Origin of the sequence: Rhodococcus sp. WB9 (assembly GCF_007558985.1) — a bacterium.
Taxonomy (GTDB): Bacteria; Actinomycetota; Actinomycetes; order Mycobacteriales; family Mycobacteriaceae; genus Rhodococcus_F; species Rhodococcus_F opacus.
On sequence record NZ_CP041769.1, the window covers coordinates 5260167 to 5278816 of the forward strand.

Consider the following 18650-nt stretch of genomic DNA (forward strand, 5'->3'; position numbering starts at 1 on the left):
CGTGTCGGGCACCATGGGGGCATGACGACCGCCACCGAACCCGCACTACGTGACGAGGCCGAACGGCTGCTCCGCGAGCTGGCAGGCGAGCACGCCACCCTCCGCGACGACCAGTGGACGGCGATCGAGGCGCTCGTGGTGGGCCGCAGACGGGCGCTGGTCGTCCAGCGGACGGGCTGGGGCAAGTCGGCGGTCTACTTCATCGCGGCGAAGCTCCTGCGGGCGCACGGGCACGGCCCCACGGTCATCGTGTCGCCGCTCCTGGCCCTCATGCGGAACCAGGTGGCCTCCGCCGAGCGGGCGGGCGTGCGCGCCGCCACCATCAATTCCGGCAACGTCACCGAGTGGGACGACATCCACGCCCGGGTCGCGGACAACGAACTCGACGTGTTGCTGGTCAGCCCCGAGCGTCTCAACAATCCCGACTTCCGCGACCAGGTGCTCCCCTCCCTCGCCGCCGACGCGGGCCTCGTCGTGGTCGACGAGGCGCACTGCGTGTCGGACTGGGGTCACGACTTCCGTCCCGACTATCGGCGGATCCGCACGCTGATCGCCGAACTGGGCGAGGGAATCCCCGTCCTGGCCACCACGGCCACGGCGAACGACCGCGTCGTCTCCGACGTCTCCACGCAGCTCGGGGTGGGTGGCGCCGAAACCCTCGTCCTCCGCGGCGGCCTCGAACGCGAGTCGCTGCACCTGTCGGTCGTGCAGATTCCGGAGGCCACCGCCCGGGCCGCGTGGCTCGCCCAGAAGCTCGACAGCCTGCCCGGCTCGGGCATCATCTACGCACTCACCGTGTCGGCGGCCCGGGATCTGGCGAGCCTGCTGTCCGAGCAGGGCCACACGGTCGCCGCATACACCGGGCAAACCGACGCCGCCGAGCGCGAGACCCTCGAGCAGGACCTGCTCGGCAACCGGGTCAAGGCCCTCGTGGCGACGTCCGCGCTCGGCATGGGATTCGACAAGCCCGACCTGGGGTTCGTCGTGCACCTCGGTGCGCCGTCGTCCCCCATCTCCTACTACCAGCAGGTCGGGCGTGCCGGACGGTCCACCGACCGCGCCGAGGTCATCCTGCTGCCCGGATCCGAGGACAGGCAGATCTGGAGTTATTTCGCCTCGGTGGCGTTCCCCCGGGAGCACGTGGTGCGGCGGGTGATCGAGGTCCTCGACACCGAGCGGCCGCAGTCCACGCAGGCGCTCGAGCCGCTGGTGGAGCTGGGCCGCACCCGGCTCGAGATGGTCCTGAAGGTCCTCGACGTGGACGGTGCCGTACGCCGGGTGCGCGGCGGCTGGGTGGGCACCGGGGAGCCCTGGACGTACGACGCCGACCGGTACGAACGCCTCGAACGCGCCCGCGAGTCCGAGCAGCAGGCGATGATCGACTACCAGCGGATCACCACGTGCCGGATGGCGTTCCTGCGCGAGCAGCTCGACGATCCGGGTCTGGCGGCGGGCGCCTCGGAGTGCGGGCGGTGCGACAACTGCACCGGAGTGCGCCACGACGCGACCGTGGACGCCGAGGCGGTACAACAGACCAGAACGCGCCTCGAGCGCCCAGGCGTGGACCTGGCGCCCCGTAAACAGTGGCCCACGGGCCTCGCGAAGCTCGGCGTGACGCTGTCCGGGAAGATCACGGATGGCCCCGAACCGGGGCGTGTCCTGGGCCGGCTGTCCGACCTGGGCTGGGGTCAGCGGCTGCGTTCCCTGCTCGACGAACCGGACGGGCCCGCCCCCGACGCCGTCCTGAAGGCCTGCATCCAGGTGCTGGCCTCCTGGGACTGGACCGAGCGGCCCACCGCTGTCATGGCCGTCGAATCCGCCACCCATCCTCTCCTGTCGGCGTCGATCGCGGGGCAACTCGCCGCCGTCGGACGCCTCACCGACCTGGGAGTTCTGCGGCTGCGCCCGGAGCATCCGCCGGTGTCCGCGGCCAACTCCGCCTACCGGGTGGCCGGGCTCGTCGACGCCTGGGAGGTCCCCGGCCTTCCCGACGGCGCCGGCCCGGTGCTACTCGTCGACACCCTCACGGACACCGGCTGGACCCTCACGATGGCCGCCAGGACGCTGCGCGCGGCGGGTGCCGCGTCGGTCCTCCCCTTCGCGCTCGCGAGTCTCAAATAGGCGAAGTGTGTCGCTTGCGGTTCACCCAAAAGTTACATAATGTGATGAGCATCACTTTGCACGTCTCACCTGCAAGGCTCCGCCACCTGAACTGTCCAATTTCGCGAGGCACGTGAAATCGAAGGGGATGGTTGTTAGGTTCGAATTTCCAATGACGCCTGTTCAGAAGAGTGCCATCCCGACCACCGCGCCGGACGCGGTGTTGTTCAGAAGTCCAGAGATCACTGACGGAGTCCGGCTCTGGGAGATCGCCAGGAACACGGAAGTGCTCGACCTCAATTCGAGCTACGCATACCTGTTGTGGTGTAGAGATTTCAGCCGCTCGTCGGTCGTCGCAGTCGTCGACGAGCGCGTCGTGGGTTTCGTATCAGGGTTCATCCGCCCCGAAGCCCCAGCGACGCTGTTCGTCTGGCAAGTAGCCGTAGACGCAGACCAGCGCGGCAAGGGAATTGCAGGTCGCATGCTGAGCGCGCTGCTCGACCGACTTGCACCCGAAGGGATTACCCATCTCGAAACGACGATCAGCCCCGACAACGAGGCCTCGATCGCGCTGTTCACAGCATTGGCGCGTCGCCGAGATACGGCGATCAACAAGCAAGAACTGTTCTCCCCAAACGATTTTCCCGATGGACACGAAGCCGAAGATCTGTACACGATCGGCTAAGAGCATGCCCCGGAGGAATGCAGCAACATGACTAACTTCGATACGAACATTTTCGACAACCTCGAATCCGAGGTTCGCAGCTACAGCCGCGGCTGGCCCGCCGTCTTCGAGTCGGCGTCCGGATCGTGGATCCGTGACGAGAACGGCCGCGACTACCTCGACTTCTTCGCCGGTGCCGGTTCGCTGAACTACGGCCACAACAACCCGGTCCTGAAGTCGGCGCTCGTCGACTACATCGTCAGCGACGGCATCACGCACGGTCTCGACATGTCGACCGTGGCCAAACGCGACCTGCTCCAGACATTCCAGGACAAAATCCTGAAACCCCGCGGTCTCGACTACAAGGTCCAGTTCCCCGGACCCACCGGAACCAACACGGTCGAGGCCGCACTGAAACTGGCGCGCAAGGTGACGGGTCGTTCGTCGATCATCAACTTCACCAACGCTTTCCACGGCATGACGCTCGGCGCCCTGTCGGTCACCGGCAACTCGATGAAGCGCGCCGGCGCCGGAATCCCGCTGGTGCACGCCACCCCGATGCCGTTCGACAACTACTTCGACGGAGTCACCGAGGACTTCCACTGGTTCTCCCGCGTGCTCGACGACTCGGGCAGTGGCCTGAACCGTCCGGCCGCCGTGATCGTCGAGACCGTGCAGGGTGAGGGCGGCGTCAACGTCGCTCGTCCCGAGTGGCTGCGCGCCCTCGCGGACCTGTGCGCCGAGCGCGACATCCTGCTGATCATCGACGACGTCCAGATGGGCTGCGGACGCACCGGGCCGTTCTTCTCCTTCGAGATCGCCGGCATCACCCCGGACATCGTCTGCCTGTCGAAGTCGATCGGTGGCTACGGTCTCCCGATGGCGCTGACGCTGTTCAAGCGTGAGCTCGACGTGTGGGGTCCGGGCGAGCACAACGGCACGTTCCGCGGCAACAACCCGGCGTTCGTCACGTCGAAGGTGGCGCTGGACCACTACTGGTCCGACGACACCCTTCACCAGTCGACGCTGAAAAAGGGCGAGAAGATCCACCAGGCGTTCACCGATCTGGCGAACCAGTTCGAGGGCTCCGTCTCCACCCGCGGTCGCGGCCTCGTCCAGGGCCTCGTGTTCGACGAGCCGGAGAACGCGGGCAAGGTCTGCAAGCTCGCCTTCGACGAGGGCCTGCTCGCGGAGACCTCCGGACCGTCGGACGAGGTGGTCAAGCTCCTGCCGGCGCTCACCATCACCGACGAGGAACTGGACCACGGACTCGCGATTCTCGCCGACGCCACCGGCAAGGTTTGCAGCTAGAGAGAGGACTGACACTCACATGATCGTTCGCACCACCGCAGAAATCACCGACACCGAGCGCGACATCACCAGCGAGGACGGAAACTGGCGCAGCAAGCGCATCATCCTCGGCGGCGACAAAGTGGGCTTCTCGTTCCACGAGACCACGATCAAAGCGGGCTCGGTCAACGAGTTCCACTACGCCAACCACGTCGAGGCCGTCTGGCTCGTCGAGGGAACCGGCAAGTTGATCGACCTCGACAACGACAAGGTCTACGAACTCGGCCCCGGTTCGATGTACCTGCTCAACGGTCACGAGCGTCACCGTGTCGAGCCCGACACCGAAATGCGCATGCTGTGCGTGTTCAACCCGCCCGTCACCGGGCGTGAGGTCCACGACGAAAACGGTGTCTACCCGTTGGTCGAGGTTCCCGCGTAAGTTCGACCCCATGGCCGACGACGCTGCTGTTCCAGCTATAGCCATCGGACCCGCCCCGGACCCGCTCCTCGAGGATGCGGTGCGCCGGGGCGGCGCCCGTGTGGCACCCCTCGAGTCCGCGGACGCCCTGGTCTGGACCGCGGGTCCGATCGGGTTCCCGGACCCGCTTCCCGAGAACATCCGCTGGGTGCAGTTGAACTCCGCGGGTGTCGAGGAGTGGTTCGCCGCGAAGGTGATCAGACCCGACACCACCGTGCAGTGGACGTCGGCGGCGGGCGCGTTCGCCGCCACCGTCGCCGAGCACGCTCTGACGCTGCTGCTGGCCGGGGTGCGGGCACTACCGGAGCACCTCGAGGCGAAGACCTGGCGTCAGCAGGAGTTCTTCTCGAAGATCGGCACCCTGCGGGGCACCACGGTCGCCATCGTGGGTGCCGGCGGAATCGGCCGGGCACTGATCCCGATGCTCGCGGGTGTCGGGGCCGACGTCATCGCGGTGAATCGCTCCGGAAGCCCGGTGCCGGGCGCGATCGAGACGCTCCCCACCACCCGTCTCGGCGAGGTGTGGGCCCGCGCGGACCACTTCGTGCTCGGGGCTCCCGCCACCGACGCCACGCACCATCTGGTCGGGGCGGCGGAGTTCGCGCAGATGAAGCCGACCGCGTGGGTGATCAACGTCGCGCGCGGCTCGCTCGTCCACACCAACGCACTGGTGAAAGCGCTGCGGGACAGAACGATCGGCGGTGCGGGACTCGACGTCACCGATCCCGAGCCGCTTCCCGACGGCCACCCGCTGTGGGATCTGCCCAACGTGATCATCACCCCCCACGATTCCAACCCGCCTGCGGTCCGGCCCCCGGCGTTCGCCGAGCACGTGGCACTGAACGTCGCCCGCTTCGTCGCAGGTGAGAATCTCACCGCTCTGATCGATCCTGTCGTCGGGTACTGAGCCGGCGCTACCCTGGAGTGCGTGTTCGCCCGACTGATCGACGTACTCGGTGGCCGGCGCCTGTGTGTGATCACCGGCGCCGGCATCTCGACAGACTCCGGAATTCCCGACTACCGGGGTCCGGAGTCGCCGCCGCGCAATCCCATGACGTACCAGCAGTTCACCGGGGACCCCGACTTCCGCCGCCACTACTGGGCGCGCAACCACCTCGGCTGGCGGCACATGGACGCCGCCCGGCCCAACACGGGCCACCGCGCGCTGGCGGGGCTCGAACGGGCCGGTGTCGCGCGTGCCGTCATCACCCAGAACGTCGACCTGCTGCACACCAAGGCCGGCAGTCGCCGGGTGATCGACCTGCACGGCACGTACGCCCAAGTCCGGTGCCTGGCGTGCGACGCCCTGATCTCGCGGGCCACGCTCGCCGACCGGCTCGAGCGTGCGAACCCCGGTTTCGCCGAAACCGTCGCTGCCGCACAGGGAGTGGAGATCGCACCGGACGCCGACGCGGTGATCACCAGCACCGAGCATTTCCGGATGGTCGACTGCGAGGCGTGTGGCGGACTTCTCAAACCCGACATCGTGTACTTCGGCGAATCCGTCCCGAAACCGAGGGTCGCCGCCGCCTACGACGTGGTCGACGAGGCCGAGGCGCTCCTGGTGGCCGGCTCGTCGCTCACCGTCATGTCGGGACTGCGGTTCGTCCGGCACGCCGCCAAGCGCGGAATCCCCATCGTCATCGTCAACAGGGGGACGACACGCGGCGACGAGTTCGCCACCCTCACCCTCCACGCCGGTTGCTCGGAGGCACTCACCGCACTGCTCGACGCGTCCTCCGCGCTGCCCGCGTGACCGTCAGAGCGGCACCAGATCGTCCGCGTGGACGACGGGGCGCTGCATCTCCGCGGGCAGTTCCTGGGTCGACTTGCCCAGGATGTCGCTGATCTCGGCGGAGTCGTACGCCACGACACCCCTGGCCACGGGACGCTCGTCGGGGCCGAGGAGCGACACGACGTCGCCGCCGTAGAACCGCCCCGACACCGCGCTGATCCCCGCGGGCAGCAACGACCGCCGTTTGGTGACGACGGCACGCACAGCGCCCTCGTCGATGTGCAGGATCCCCTGCTCGTCCGCGGCGTGGCGTACCCAGAACTTGCGCGCCGACAACCGGGACGGCCGGGCCGCGAATGCCGTCCCCACCCCGGCGTCCCGTAGCGCTGGCCCGGCGTCCGAGGCGGCGGCGAGCAGTACGGGCACGCCGGCATCGGCCGCGAGGCGCGCTGCCGACAGCTTGGACGCCATCCCGCCGGTGCCGAGAGCGCCGCCCGAGCCTGCGACCACCCCGTCGAGATCCTCCGGGCTGTTCACCTCGGGAATCAGCGTCGCATTGCCCTTGCGGGGGTCGCCGTCGTACAGCCCGTCGACATCCGACAGCAGGACCAGCGCGTCGGCGCCGACCAGGTGCGCGACCAGCGCCGCGAGCCGGTCGTTGTCGCCGAAGCGCAGCTCCGCCGTCGCGACGGTGTCGTTCTCGTTGACGATCGCGACCGCGTGCAGCGCGCGCAGGCGGTCGAGAGTGCGTTGCGCGTTGCGGTGCTGCGCGCGGCGGGCGATGTCGTCCGCGGTGAGCAGCACCTGCCCGACGGTGCGCCCGTACCGGGCGAACGACGTGCCCCAGGCGTGGGCCAGCGCCAGCTGGCCGACGCTCGCGGCGGCCTGCTTCGTCGCCAGGTCCCGCGGCCGCTTGGTCAGCCCCAACGGGGCCAGACCCGCGCCCACTGCCCCGGACGACACGACGACCACGTCGGAACCGGCACGCATCCGTGCCTCGATCGCATCGGCCAGCTCGTCGAGGCGACGGACGTCGAGCCCGCCGACCAGACTGGTCAGCGCGGACGATCCGATCTTCACGACAATGCTGCCCGCCGACGCGATCGTGCGCCGGGTGGCGCTCACTGGTCTTCGGGGTCGAGGCCTTCGAGACCGCGACGGACCCTGGATGCGTGCTTGCGTTCGGTCGCGCCGATGCGCTCGACCTGATCCAGACGCGGGTCGGTACCGCGGCCGGTGCGGGTGAGATCGACGCCGGCCGGTGTCTGGGGCTCCCAGTCGAAGCTCACGTTGCCGATCGTGACGGACGCTCCCGGCTCCGCACCCTGCTTGACGAGCTCGGTCTCCACGCCGAGTCGCGCGAGGCGGTCGGCGAGGTAGCCCACGGCCTCGTCGTTGTCGAACTGCGTCTGCCGCACCCAGCGCTCCGGCCGCGTGCCGCGGACGATGAACCCACCGGGGATCTCGGGGTCGGCGACGACGCTGAAGCTGTTCTCGTTCGCGATCACCGGGCGGATCACCTGACGCTTCGGCTCGGCCTTCGGGTGCGCCTCACGGTAGTCCGCAACCAGCTTCGCCAGCGCGAACGTCAACGGGCGCAATCCCTCTCGGCTGACGGCCGAGATCGTGAAGACAGGCCACCCGCGGGCCTCGAGATCGGGGGTGACCATCTCGGCCAGCTCGGCCGCCTCCGGCACGTCCGCCTTGTTCAGGATCACGATGCGGGGCCGGTCCGCGAGGTCACCGAGCCCGGCGTCGCCGGACAGCGCGCCCTTGTACGCGGCGAGTTCCGCCTCGAGTGCGTCGATGTCGGAGATCGGGTCGCGGCCCGGGTCGAGCGTCGCGCAGTCGACGACGTGGGCCAGCACGGCGCACCGCTCGAGGTGGCGCAGAAAGTCCAGTCCGAGCCCGCGGCCGTCGCTCGCGCCGGGGATCAACCCGGGCACGTCGGCCACCGTGAACGTGGTGTCGCCGCTCGATACCACACCGAGGTTCGGCACGAGCGTCGTGAACGGGTAGTCGGCGATCTTCGGCTTCGCCGCCGACAGCACGGACACGAGCGAGGACTTACCCGCCGACGGGAACCCGACCAGCCCGACATCGGCCACGGACTTCAGTTCGAGGACCAGTTCCCGCTCGACGCCGTCCTCACCGAGGAGCGCGAAGCCCGGCGCCTTGCGCGCCTTCGACGACAGGGCCGCGTTGCCGAGTCCGCCGCGGCCACCCTGGGCGGCCTCGAAGCGGGTGCCGACACCGATGAGGTCGGCGAGGATACGCCCGTCCTCGTCGAGGACGACGGTGCCGTCGGGGACCTTCAGGATCAGGTCGTCGCCCTGGGCGCCGTCACGGTTGCTCCCCATCCCCTGCTTGCCGTTGGTGGCCTTCGCGTGGGGGTGGAAATGGAAGTCGAGGAGGGTGTGGACGTTGCCGTCCACCTCGAGCACGACGTCACCGCCACGCCCGCCGTTGCCGCCATCCGGGCCACCGAGTGGTTTGAACTTCTCCCGGTGTACGGAGGCGCAGCCATTGCCGCCTTTTCCGGCGCTGACGTGCAGCACGACGCGGTCAATGAATCGGGACATGACTGCCGGATCCTTCCTCAGCCAATTGTGTTGATCTCACTCTTGAAAAAGACAATAGGGGCGGACCGGGTATCACGACCCAGGTCCGCCCCTATTGGGAGCTTGAAACGTCCCTCACGGGACGATGCATACTCGCGGCAGGACTAGGCCTCTGCCGCCGCCGGAACGATGTTCACGGTCTTGCGTCCACGCTTGGTGCCGAACTCGACGGCACCGGCAGAGAGCGCGAAGAGCGTGTCGTCGCCGCCACGACCGACGTTGACGCCGGGGTGGAAGTGGGTTCCGCGCTGACGCACCAGAATCTCGCCGGCGCTGACGGACTGGCCGCCGAAACGCTTCACGCCGAGTCGCTGAGCATTTGAATCGCGACCGTTACGGGAGCTGGATGCACCCTTCTTATGTGCCATGTTCTTGACCCTCCTCGGGTGAAATCAGCTCTGAAGCTCTAGCTACTTGATGCCGGTGACCTTGAGGACCGTCAGCTTCTGCCTGTGGCCCTGACGCTTGTGGTAGCCGGTCTTGTTCTTGAACTTGTGGATCCGGATCTTCGGGCCCTTGGTGTGCTCGACGACCTCACCCGTGACCGAGATCTTGGCCAGCTTGTCGGCGTCGGTCGTCAGATCGGATCCGTCGACGACGAGAACGGGAGCAAGCGAGACAGCAGTGCCGGGCTCACCCTCGATCTTCTCGACCTTGACGAGGTCACCAACAGCGACCTTGTACTGCTTTCCGCCGGTCTTGACGATCGCGTACGTTGCCATCGGAGGGCTACCCCTTGCTTCTTCGAACTTGCTCGCGCCACAGTGTGCGCGACTGGTCTGGTGTGACGGCTAGCTCGGTCGAGATCGCGCAGCCTTCACAGGTGAGGGCACAGCTGACCTTCATCGCCGAGTAGCGACTGGTCAAGGTTACAGGAAGGCAACCGTTCCGTACAAACCGGCGTCGATTGCCTTCCCGCGCTCCCTCGTCAGTTGTCGGCGTCCACCGGCGGGCCGGCGGGACGTGCCGCCGCCCGGCGGCGCCGCGGCCTACGCGGCGCTGCCTGCGCATCCGCGCCATCGGGCGAGGACGCGGGCGGTCCGCTCACGGCCGAAGCCGACATGGCCGGTTCCGGCTCCGGTGCGTGCTCCGCGCCGGTCTCCGATGTCGGGATCACGAACACGGTACCGGCGCTCGGGGTTTCGGACACCGGCGCTGCCGCTGCCCTCGACACCCGACGACTCCTGCGCCGCGGCGGGGCCACCGGCTCCGGTTGGGGCTCGGGCTCGCGCTCCACGACGGGTTCCGGGGTCTCGGCGACCGGAGCCGCTTCGGCCAGCGCAGGTTCGACGACCGGCTCTTCGGCCACGGCTTCCTCGACGACAGCTTCCTCGACGACGACTTCCTCCGCCTCGGGTGCCACGACGGCTTCCGCGGCGACCGCTGCCGGGGCCTCGGCCACCGCTTCTTCGATGCCGGGCAGGTCAGCCGCCGGCGTCTCCGTCTCGGCGGCGACCGGCTGCTCGGGCTCGGGAACCGCCGCCGCGGGCTGCGCGGCGGATTCCGCCTCGTGTCCGCTGTGTGCCTGCGCGGCCTCCTCCTCGTGATGGTGGTGTGCCATCGCGAGAGCGACCGGGTGGGCCCGCTTGACGGTGGCGTCCACCGTCGGGGTCTCCTCGTGCACGGGAGGCTGCGACGTCTCCCCGCCGGACGACTTGTCGCGTCCGCGCTTCTTGCGGGAGCCACCGGAGTCGCCGCCGCGGGACGACCCGCCGCGCGCACCGTTGTCCTCGGAGGCTTTCACCTCGATCGGCTCGGCGTGGACGATGATGCCCCGGCCGTGGCAGTGCTCACACGTCGTCGAGAACGCCTCGACGAGTCCGGTGCCCAGCTTCTTCCGTGTCATCTGGACCAGGCCGAGCGACGTGACCTCGGACACCTGGTGGCGGGTGCGATCCCGGCCCAGGGCTTCCGTCAGCCGTCGCAGCACGAGGTCGCGGTTCGATTCGAGCACCATGTCGATGAAGTCGACGACGATCATGCCGCCGATGTCGCGCAGGCGCATCTGCCGCACGATCTCCTCGGCCGCCTCGAGGTTGTTCCGGGTGACGGTCTCCTCGAGGTTTCCGCCGGCACCGGTGAACTTGCCGGTGTTGACATCGACCACGGTCATGGCCTCGGTGCGGTCGATCACGAGCGTGCCGCCGGACGGCAACCAGACCTTGCGGTCGAGCGCCTTCGCCAGCTGCTCGTCGATGCGGTGCGCCACGAAGACGTCGACACCGTTGTCCGACGTGTGCTGCTCGAGCCTCGGCATGAGATCGGGGGCCACGGACTTGATGTACGACTCGACCGTCGACCAGGCCTTCTCGCCCTCGATGACGAGCTTGGAGAAGTCCTCGTTGAACAGGTCGCGGATGACCTTCACGAGAAGGTCGGGCTCCTCGTACAGGGCCTGCGGGTTACCGGACTTGCCGGATTCCGCCTTCGCGGCCTGCGCTTCGATCCCGGCCCACTGGTCCTGCAGACGCTTCACGTCGCGAGCGAGTTCCTCCTCGCTCACACCCTCCGACGCGGTCCGGATGATGACTCCGGCGTCCGAGGGCACGATGTCGCGCAGGATGTCCTTGAGGCGCTTGCGCTCCGTGTCGGGCAGTTTGCGGCTGATGCCGGTGGACGTGCCGCCCGGCACGTACACCAGGAAGCGGCCCGCGAGACTGATCTGCGTGGTCAGCCGGGCACCCTTGTGCCCGACCGGGTCCTTGCTGACCTGAACCAGCACCTGATCGCCCGGCTTGAGAGCCTGCTCGATCTTGCGGGAGTTGCCGCCGAGCCCGGCGGCCTCCCAGTTGACCTCACCCGCGTACAGCACGCCGTTGCGGCCGCGGCCGATGTCGATGAACGCGGCTTCCATGCTGGGCAGCACGTTCTGGACGCGTCCGAGGTACACGTTGCCGACCATCGATGCCGACGCCGACGTGGTCACGAAGTGTTCGACGAGGACGCCGTCCTCGAGCACGGCGACCTGCGTCGTCGCGTGCGGTTGCCCGGTGGCGATGCGGTCGCGCACCACCATCACGCGGTCGACGGCCTCGCGGCGGGCCAGGAACTCCGATTCCGTGAGGATCGGCGGACGCCGGCGGCCGGCATCCCGGCCGTCACGGCGACGCTGACGCTTCGCCTCGAGCCGCGTCGAACCGGTGATGCCCTGGACCTCGTCCTTCGAGCGGCTCTTGTTGCGAGGTTCACGCTCGTGGACGACGGTGTTCGGCGGATCGTCCTCGGACGTGGCCTCTCCCGACCCCTCGCCACCGGACTTGCGGCGACGACGGCGACGGCGGCGACGGCTCGACCCGTCGGAGTCGCCCTCACCGGCCTCTTCGTCACCGGACTCCGCCTCGGCCTGCTCGGCCTCAGCGGGCTTCTCCTCGGATTCCTTCTTCGGCTTCTCTTCGAGCTCCCGAGCCGGTGTCTCGGCGGCCTTCTCCTCGCGCGCGGATTCCCGCGCGGATTCCTCGGCCTCGGGACCCTCGGTGTCGGTGTCGGTGTCCTGCTCGTTCTGCTGTTCGCCCCGTCCGCGACCACGGCCGCGGCGGCCGCGGCGACGACGACGCGGCTGATCGCCGTCGACGTCGGACTCGTCCGACTCGGTCTCGGCGGTTCCGGTGTCCGTGGCCTTCGCGGTCTCGGGCACCTCGTCGTGCGATTCGACGACGGGCGGCTGCTCGGTGGTGGGTTCCGGGGTCCCGGCGTCCCGGCGACTGCGGCGGCGACGCGGCGGGGTCTCGACCGCCGCGAGGTCGGGCTGCAGGAAGAGCGGGACCTGCGAGACGGCGGGCGGGGTCTCCACGGCGGGCTCGGCGGCGGGCGCCTCGACCTGGTAGGACGCGGTGGTGAACAGGTCACGTCCGAGGTCGCGCTCGGAAACCGCGGCCTCCTCCGCGACGGGTTCCTGGGCGGGAGTTTCCTCGGCGGGAACCGCCGGAGCGGGAGTCTGCTCGACCGCCGCTTCCTCGACGTCGGCAGCCGCGACCGGTTCCGGCGCGACCTCGACGGCCGGGGTCTCCGCGACCGGTTCGGCCGCTGCGGGTGGCTCGGTGGGAGCGTTCTGCGCAGCGGTGAAAGCTGCGTGCACACGCTCGGCGACCTCGCGTTGCAGGCTCGACTGCGCGCTGCGCAGTTCGGTTCCGAGGGCCGCAGCCTCGGCGAGAACCTGCTTGCTCGTCACGCCCAGCAACTTCGCGAGGGCGTGAACGCGAATCTTCTCCGGAAGAGCGGGAACCGCGCTCCCGGCGGTGGCCGATTCGTTCGGCTCTGAATTTGTGGGCGGCGCTTGATCGGCCACGTAGTCTCCTCAGCCCCCGGGCGCGTCCACTCCCGTGTCTGGGGGTGTCACGCGGCCACGCGAGGGCGCAGTATGTGTACTCGCGCCCCAGATGTGAGCGCGAGATTGTCTGGTCTCGCTCCACACAGCGCGTGCAGTGTCCGTTTTCACTGCACACCCATGTAGTGCCTTGCGGATGGCCGTCGTCCGCGGCGCGAGCGCCTGATCATCCAGCGTGCCGAAACGCCCAGGTATTTCCTGTTGACGCAGGGGCAGCGATGAAGGGCATCGAGCCGTGGTGTCATCCGGTCGAAGCCACGTGGTGCACAAATTGCGGTCCGACCACCCTCAGTATCCCACACGTGTGCCGCAGTCCGTGCCAGCGGCGCACGTATCGGTCTGGAACATGTTCCGCACGCGAGGGCGCCGCCGGCCCGGAGGGCAGGCCGGTGGGTCGAGGGGTGGGTGGAGAGGTAGATCAGTTGGCGGCGAGGTGCGGGAACCAGAGGGCGATCTCGCGCTCGGCCGACTCGACCGAGTCGGAGCCGTGCACCAGGTTCTCCTGGGCTTCGAGCCCGAAGTCACCGCGAATCGTGCCCGGAACGGCCTTCTCGACGGGGTCGGTGCCGCCGGCGAGCTGACGGAACGCCGCGATCGCCCGCGGACCTTCGAGCACTGCCGCGACGAGCGGGCCGCCCGTGATGAATTCCAGCAGGCCCGGGTAGAACGGGCGGCCTTCGTGCTCGGCGTAGTGGGCGGCTGCGATGTCGCCGGGAGCGGTGCGCAGGTCGAGCGCGGAGATCGTCAGACCTTTCCGCTCGATACGACCGAGGATTTCTCCTACATATCCGCGGGCAACGGCATCGGGCTTGATCAGTACAAGGGTGCGCTCAGTCACGGCGCACAGCCTAAATGGTCAGCCCCGCTGCCCCGGCAGCAGGCCCCGCTCCATTCGCTGGCGGACATTCCGGCGGAAGTAGAGAAGGTATCCCCACAGGATGGCGAAGACCACTCCGACCGAGCCGATCGACACGTGGACGAAGAACCCGAGCAGGAGCCCCACCTGCAACAACAGGTTGTACTTCATCGCCCAGGGGCGGCCCTGCAGGCCCGCCCCGAGAATCATGAGCACCGCCAGCCCCACGAGGTACGTTCCGGACCACCAGGTCAGTCCGCCGCCGACCGTCGCGACGACCGGCAGGGCGAGAAGCACCACGATCGCTTCCAGAATCAGAGATCCCGCGACCACACCGCGGAATCCCTTCCACGGGTCCTTGGTCGGCGGCCCGAACTCCGGTTCCGAAGCACTCGAGTCTGGCTCGCTCACGCTGGGTCCTTTCCGAAGAGGGTGCGGGCCGCACCGGCGGTCACCACGGATCCGGTGACCACGACGCCCGCCCCCGATACTGCTTCACCGGGCTCGGCGACCTCCTCGGCCAGTCCGATGGCCGTTTCCAGCGCGTCCGCGAGTGTGGGCGCCACGACGACGCGTTCGTCGCCGAACTTGGCGACCGCGAGATTGGCGAGATCGTCGACGTCCATGGCCCGCGCCGAACCGTTGTTCGTCACGACGAGCTCGTCGAACACCGGTTCCAGCGCCGACAGGATGCCGTCGACGTCCTTGTCCCCCATCACGCTGACGACGCCGACCAGCTTGCGGAAGTCGAACTCGGCGGTCAGGGCGGCGGCGAGCGCACGAGCCCCGTCCGGGTTGTGCGCGGCGTCGAGGAAGACGGTCGGGGCGCTGCGCACACGTTCGAGCCTGCCCGGATTGACGACCGACGCGAACGCCTCCCGGATGGCCTCCTGGTCGAGCTGCCGTTCCGGGCCCGCACCGAAGAACGCCTCCACGGCCGCGAGCGCGAGCGACGCGTTACGCGCCTGGTGCTCCCCGTGCAGGGGCAGGAAGATGTCGGTGTAGACCCCGCCGAGGCCCTGGAGTTCGAGCTGCTGGCCGCCGACCGCGATCTGCCGGGCCAGCACCGTGAACTCGGAGCCCTCCCGCGCGACCGCGGCATCCACCTCGACGGCCCGGCGGAGCAGCACCTCCATCACTTCCGGCGTCTGCTCGGCGAGGATCGCGACGGCGTCGCGGGGCACGAGCGCGTCCTCGCGGCCCTTCTTGATGATGCCGGCCTTCTCCTCGGCGATCCCGGCCAGGTCGTCGCCGAGATACTCGGCATGATCGAGGCTGATCGGGGTGATCACCGCGATCTCGCCGTCGATGACATTGGTTGCGTCCCAACGCCCGCCGAGACCCACCTCGACGACGGCGACGTCGACAGGTGCCTCCGCGAACGCGGCGTACGCCATCGCGGTGAGCACCTCGAACTTGCTCATCGCCGGGCCGCCGGCCGCCTGCGACTGCTGGTCGATCATCTGCACGTACGGTTCGATCTCCCGGTACGTGTCGACGTACCGGCGGGGCGACACCGGGCGCCCGTCGATGCTGATGCGCTCGGTGGCGAGCTGCAGGTGCGGGCTGGTGGTGCGGCCGGTGCGCCGGTGCAGCGCCGTGAGCAGCGCGTCGATCATCCGCGTCACCGACGTCTTACCGTTGGTGCCGGTGACGTGGATGGCGGGATAGCCGTGCTGCGGCGAACCCAGCACGTCCATCAGGGCCGCGATCCGGGTGAGGGACGGCTCGATCTTCGTCTCGGGCCACCGCTTGTCGAGTTCCGCCTCGACCAGTGTCAGCTCCGCGAGGTCGACAGGACTGACTTCCTCCGGCGTGAAGTCGGGCGAGGTCACGCGCCTTCCAGCTCCTTCAATCGCTTGGTGATGCGTTCGATTTCTTCCGTCGCGATCTGCTGACGCGTACGGATCTTCTCCTTGACGGCGTCGGGGGCCTTGGCCAGGAACGCCTCGTTGGACAGCTTCACGGTGGTTCCGGCGAGTTCCTTCTGCGCGGCCGCGAGATCTTTCTCCAGCCGCGCCTTCTCGGCGCCCAGGTCGACGTTGCCCGACGTGTCGAGATCGACGGTGACGGTCGCCTTGCTCAAGCGCACCTCCACCGACGCGGACACCGCGAAACCGTCCTCCGGGTCCGTCAGACGCGCCAGCGACGTGACCGCGGCGAGCTGCGTGTCCAGATCGGCCTCGGCGATGCCGCTGATCCGCGCGGGCACCCGCTGCGAGGGCTTGAGCCCCTGGTCGCTGCGGAATCGGCGCACCTCGGTCACCAGTCGCTGCATGTCCTCGACACGCTGCGCCGCAACCGCATCCGCGGCGGTCTCGCTCGACTGCGGCCAATCCGCCACGACGACGGATTCGTTCTCGGTGAGCGCCTTCCACAGGGTCTCCGTGACGAACGGGATCACCGGGTGGAGCAGGCGCAACAGGGCGTCGAGGACGTTGCCGAGCACGGCCCGCGTGTTCGCCGCGACCGTGTCGTTCTCGGCGAACTGCACCTTGGCCAGCTCGAGGTACCAGTCGCAGACCTCGTCCCACGCGAAGTGGAACAGTGCCTCGCACGCCTTGCTGAACTCGTACCGGTCGAATGCGGCGTCGACCTCCCCGCGCACCTGCTCGAGGCGGTCGAGGATCCACCGGTCGGCGTCGGTCAGTTCGCCGCGTCCGGGCAGTGGTGCCGGCGCGGCCCCGTTCATGAGGGCGAACTTGGTCGCGTTGAACAGTTTGGTCGCGAAGTTCCGCGACGATTGCGCGTGGTCCTCGCCGACGGACAGGTCGCTGCCGGGGTTGGCGCCGCGGGCCAGCGTGAAGCGGAGCGCATCGGCGCCGAAGCGGTCGACCCAGTCGAGCGGGTCGATGCCGTTGCCCCGCGACTTCGACATCTTCTTACCGAACTGGTCGCGGACGAGGCCGTGCAGGAACACGTCCTGGAACGGCATCTGCGGTCCGGACTTGCCTTCGCTGAACACCCCGTCGCTTCGCTCGCCCCGCCCAGTGATGGCGTCGTCCTCCGACACATACGTGCCGAACATCATCATCCGCGCCACCCAGAAGAACAGGATGTCGTAACCGGTGACGAGAACACTTGTGGGATAGAACTTCTCGAGCTCGGGCGTCTTCTCGGGCCAGCCCATGGTCGAGAACGGCCACAACCCGGAGGAGAACCAGGTGTCGAGGACGTCGGGATCCTGCACCCAGCCCTCGGGCGCGGTCTCGTCCGGTCCGAAGCATGCGACCTCGCCGTCGGGGCCGTACCAGATCGGGATCCGGTGACCCCACCACAGCTGACGCGAGATGCACCAGTCGTGCATGTCGTCGACCCAGGCGAACCATCGCGGTTCCTGACTGGCCGGGTGAATGACCGTGTCACCGTTGCGCACCGCGTCGCCGGCGGCCTTCGCGAGGGACTCGACCTTCACCCACCACTGCAACGACAGGCGCGGCTCGATGGACTCACCGGTGCGCTCGGAATGTCCGACACTGTGCAGGTAGGGCCGCTTCTCCGCGACCACGCGACCCTGCTCGGCGAGCGCCTCACGCACCTTGACCCGTGCCTCGAAGCGGTCGAGACCGTCGAATTGCGTTCCCGTGTCGGCGATCTTGCCGGTCTTGTCCATGATGGTCGGCATGGGCAGGTTGTGCCGCAGGCCCATCTCGAAGTCGTTGGGGTCGTGCGCAGGCGTGATCTTGACGGCGCCGGTGCCGAACTCGGGATCGACGTACTCGTCCGCGATGATCGGGATGTCGCGCCCGGTGAAGGGGTGCTCGAGCGTCGTTCCGATCAGGTGCCTGTAGCGCTCGTCGTCGGGGTGGACGGCCACGGCGGTGTCGCCGAGCATCGTCTCGACACGGGTGGTCGCGACCACGACGTGCGGCTCGTCGTCGTTCAGGGAGCCGTACCGCAGCGAGACCAGCTCGCCCTCGACGTCCTCGAACTTCACCTCGATGTCGGAGATCGCCGTCTGCAGCACTGGCGACCAGTTGACGAGACGCTCGGCCCGGTAGATCAGGCCGTCGTCGTACATGCGCTTGAAGATGGTCTGGACGGCGCGGGACAGCCCATCGTCCATGGTGAACCGGTCGCGGCTCCAGTCGACGCTGTCACCGATGCGGCGCATCTGGCCGCCGATGGTGCCACCGGACTCGCGCTTCCAGTCCCACACCTTGTCGATGAACAGCTCGCGGCCGAAGTCTTCCTTCGTCTTGCCGTCGACGGCGAGCTGCTTCTCGACCACGGTCTGCGTCGCGATGCCCGCGTGGTCCATGCCGGGCAGCCACAGCACCTCGTAGCCCTGCATCCGCTTGCGGCGGCTCAGCGCGTCCATCAACGTGTGGTCGAGCGCGTGACCCATGTGCAGGCTGCCGGTCACATTGGGCGGCGGCAGGACGATGGAGTAGCCCGGCTTGTCGCTGTGCGGGTCCGCGCGGAAGTAACCGGCGTCTACCCAGCCCTGATACAGATCGTCCTCGACGGAACTGGGGTCCCAGCTCTTCGGGAGGGCATCGGCACGGTTCTGGGGATTTTCTGGAGCTGCACTGGTCACCCGTCGAGTCTAATGAACGCACGGACGACCGACGACGGGGCT

15 protein-coding genes are annotated in these 18650 nt (G+C 68.5%); 6 read left to right on the forward strand and 9 right to left on the reverse strand.

Annotated elements, in window-relative coordinates:
* Positions 1–21: 21 nt before the first annotated feature.
* From FND50_RS24495 to FND50_RS24520, 6 genes are all read left to right on the forward strand, one after another.
* Positions 22–2121 (forward strand): ATP-dependent DNA helicase RecQ, encoded by a 2100-nt coding sequence (locus tag FND50_RS24495; RefSeq protein ID WP_005575160.1) that lies wholly within the window; start codon positions 22–24, stop codon positions 2119–2121.
* A gap of 151 nt (positions 2122–2272) precedes the next feature.
* On the forward strand, positions 2273–2785 hold the full coding sequence (ectA, locus tag FND50_RS24500; protein WP_005575162.1) for a diaminobutyrate acetyltransferase: 513 nt from the start codon (positions 2273–2275) through the stop codon (positions 2783–2785).
* 27 nt (positions 2786–2812) lie between these two features.
* Positions 2813–4075 (forward strand): diaminobutyrate--2-oxoglutarate transaminase, encoded by a 1263-nt coding sequence (gene ectB, locus FND50_RS24505; RefSeq protein ID WP_144287396.1) that lies wholly within the window; start codon positions 2813–2815, stop codon positions 4073–4075.
* 19 nt (positions 4076–4094) lie between these two features.
* A complete protein-coding gene (locus FND50_RS24510) occupies positions 4095–4493 on the forward strand; it encodes an ectoine synthase (protein ID WP_005261294.1) in 399 nt (132 codons plus the stop codon).
* A 10-nt stretch (positions 4494–4503) separates the two neighbouring features.
* The gene (locus tag FND50_RS24515; RefSeq protein ID WP_144287397.1) at positions 4504–5439 is read left to right on the forward strand and encodes a D-isomer specific 2-hydroxyacid dehydrogenase family protein; all 936 of its coding nucleotides are present in this window, start codon (positions 4504–4506) and stop codon (positions 5437–5439) included.
* A gap of 21 nt (positions 5440–5460) precedes the next feature.
* Positions 5461–6288 (forward strand): NAD-dependent protein deacetylase, encoded by an 828-nt coding sequence (locus tag FND50_RS24520; RefSeq protein WP_005261296.1) that lies wholly within the window; start codon positions 5461–5463, stop codon positions 6286–6288.
* A gap of 3 nt (positions 6289–6291) precedes the next feature.
* Here FND50_RS24520 and proB read toward each other — a convergent pair whose 3' ends face one another.
* The 9 genes from proB to FND50_RS24565 form a co-directional block, all read right to left on the reverse strand.
* Positions 6292–7392: a glutamate 5-kinase gene (proB, locus tag FND50_RS24525; RefSeq protein WP_133984479.1), complete on the reverse strand. Its 1101-nt coding sequence runs from the start codon at positions 7390–7392 to the stop codon at positions 6292–6294.
* Positions 7389–8849, reverse strand: coding sequence for a GTPase ObgE (obgE, locus tag FND50_RS24530; protein ID WP_005572497.1), 1461 nt, complete (start codon positions 8847–8849; stop codon positions 7389–7391). Before obgE ends, proB begins: the two co-directional genes overlap by 4 nt.
* Positions 8850–8992: 143 nt before the next feature.
* Complete coding sequence (rpmA, locus tag FND50_RS24535) at positions 8993–9256, reverse strand: 50S ribosomal protein L27 (RefSeq protein WP_005248077.1); 264 nt, start codon at positions 9254–9256, stop codon at positions 8993–8995.
* A 42-nt stretch (positions 9257–9298) separates the two neighbouring features.
* Positions 9299–9610, reverse strand: coding sequence for a 50S ribosomal protein L21 (rplU, locus tag FND50_RS24540; protein ID WP_005248081.1), 312 nt, complete (start codon positions 9608–9610; stop codon positions 9299–9301).
* 206 nt (positions 9611–9816) lie between these two features.
* Positions 9817–13173, reverse strand: a complete 3357-nt coding sequence (locus tag FND50_RS24545) for a ribonuclease E/G (protein WP_144287398.1) — start codon at positions 13171–13173, stop codon at positions 9817–9819.
* A gap of 457 nt (positions 13174–13630) precedes the next feature.
* On the reverse strand, positions 13631–14050 hold the full coding sequence (gene ndk / locus FND50_RS24550) for a nucleoside-diphosphate kinase (RefSeq protein ID WP_005248085.1): 420 nt from the start codon (positions 14048–14050) through the stop codon (positions 13631–13633).
* Positions 14051–14068: 18 nt separating this feature from the next.
* Positions 14069–14479, reverse strand: coding sequence for a DUF4233 domain-containing protein (locus tag FND50_RS24555; RefSeq protein ID WP_005248087.1), 411 nt, complete (start codon positions 14477–14479; stop codon positions 14069–14071).
* Entirely contained in the window at positions 14476–15903 is a 1428-nt protein-coding gene (locus tag FND50_RS24560; protein ID WP_005261300.1) for a folylpolyglutamate synthase/dihydrofolate synthase family protein, read from the reverse strand. The genes FND50_RS24555 and FND50_RS24560 overlap by 4 nt, the downstream gene beginning before the upstream one ends.
* Positions 15900–18608 (reverse strand): valine--tRNA ligase, encoded by a 2709-nt coding sequence (locus FND50_RS24565; RefSeq protein ID WP_144287399.1) that lies wholly within the window; start codon positions 18606–18608, stop codon positions 15900–15902. The genes FND50_RS24560 and FND50_RS24565 overlap by 4 nt, the downstream gene beginning before the upstream one ends.
* Positions 18609–18650: the final 42 nt, after the last annotated feature.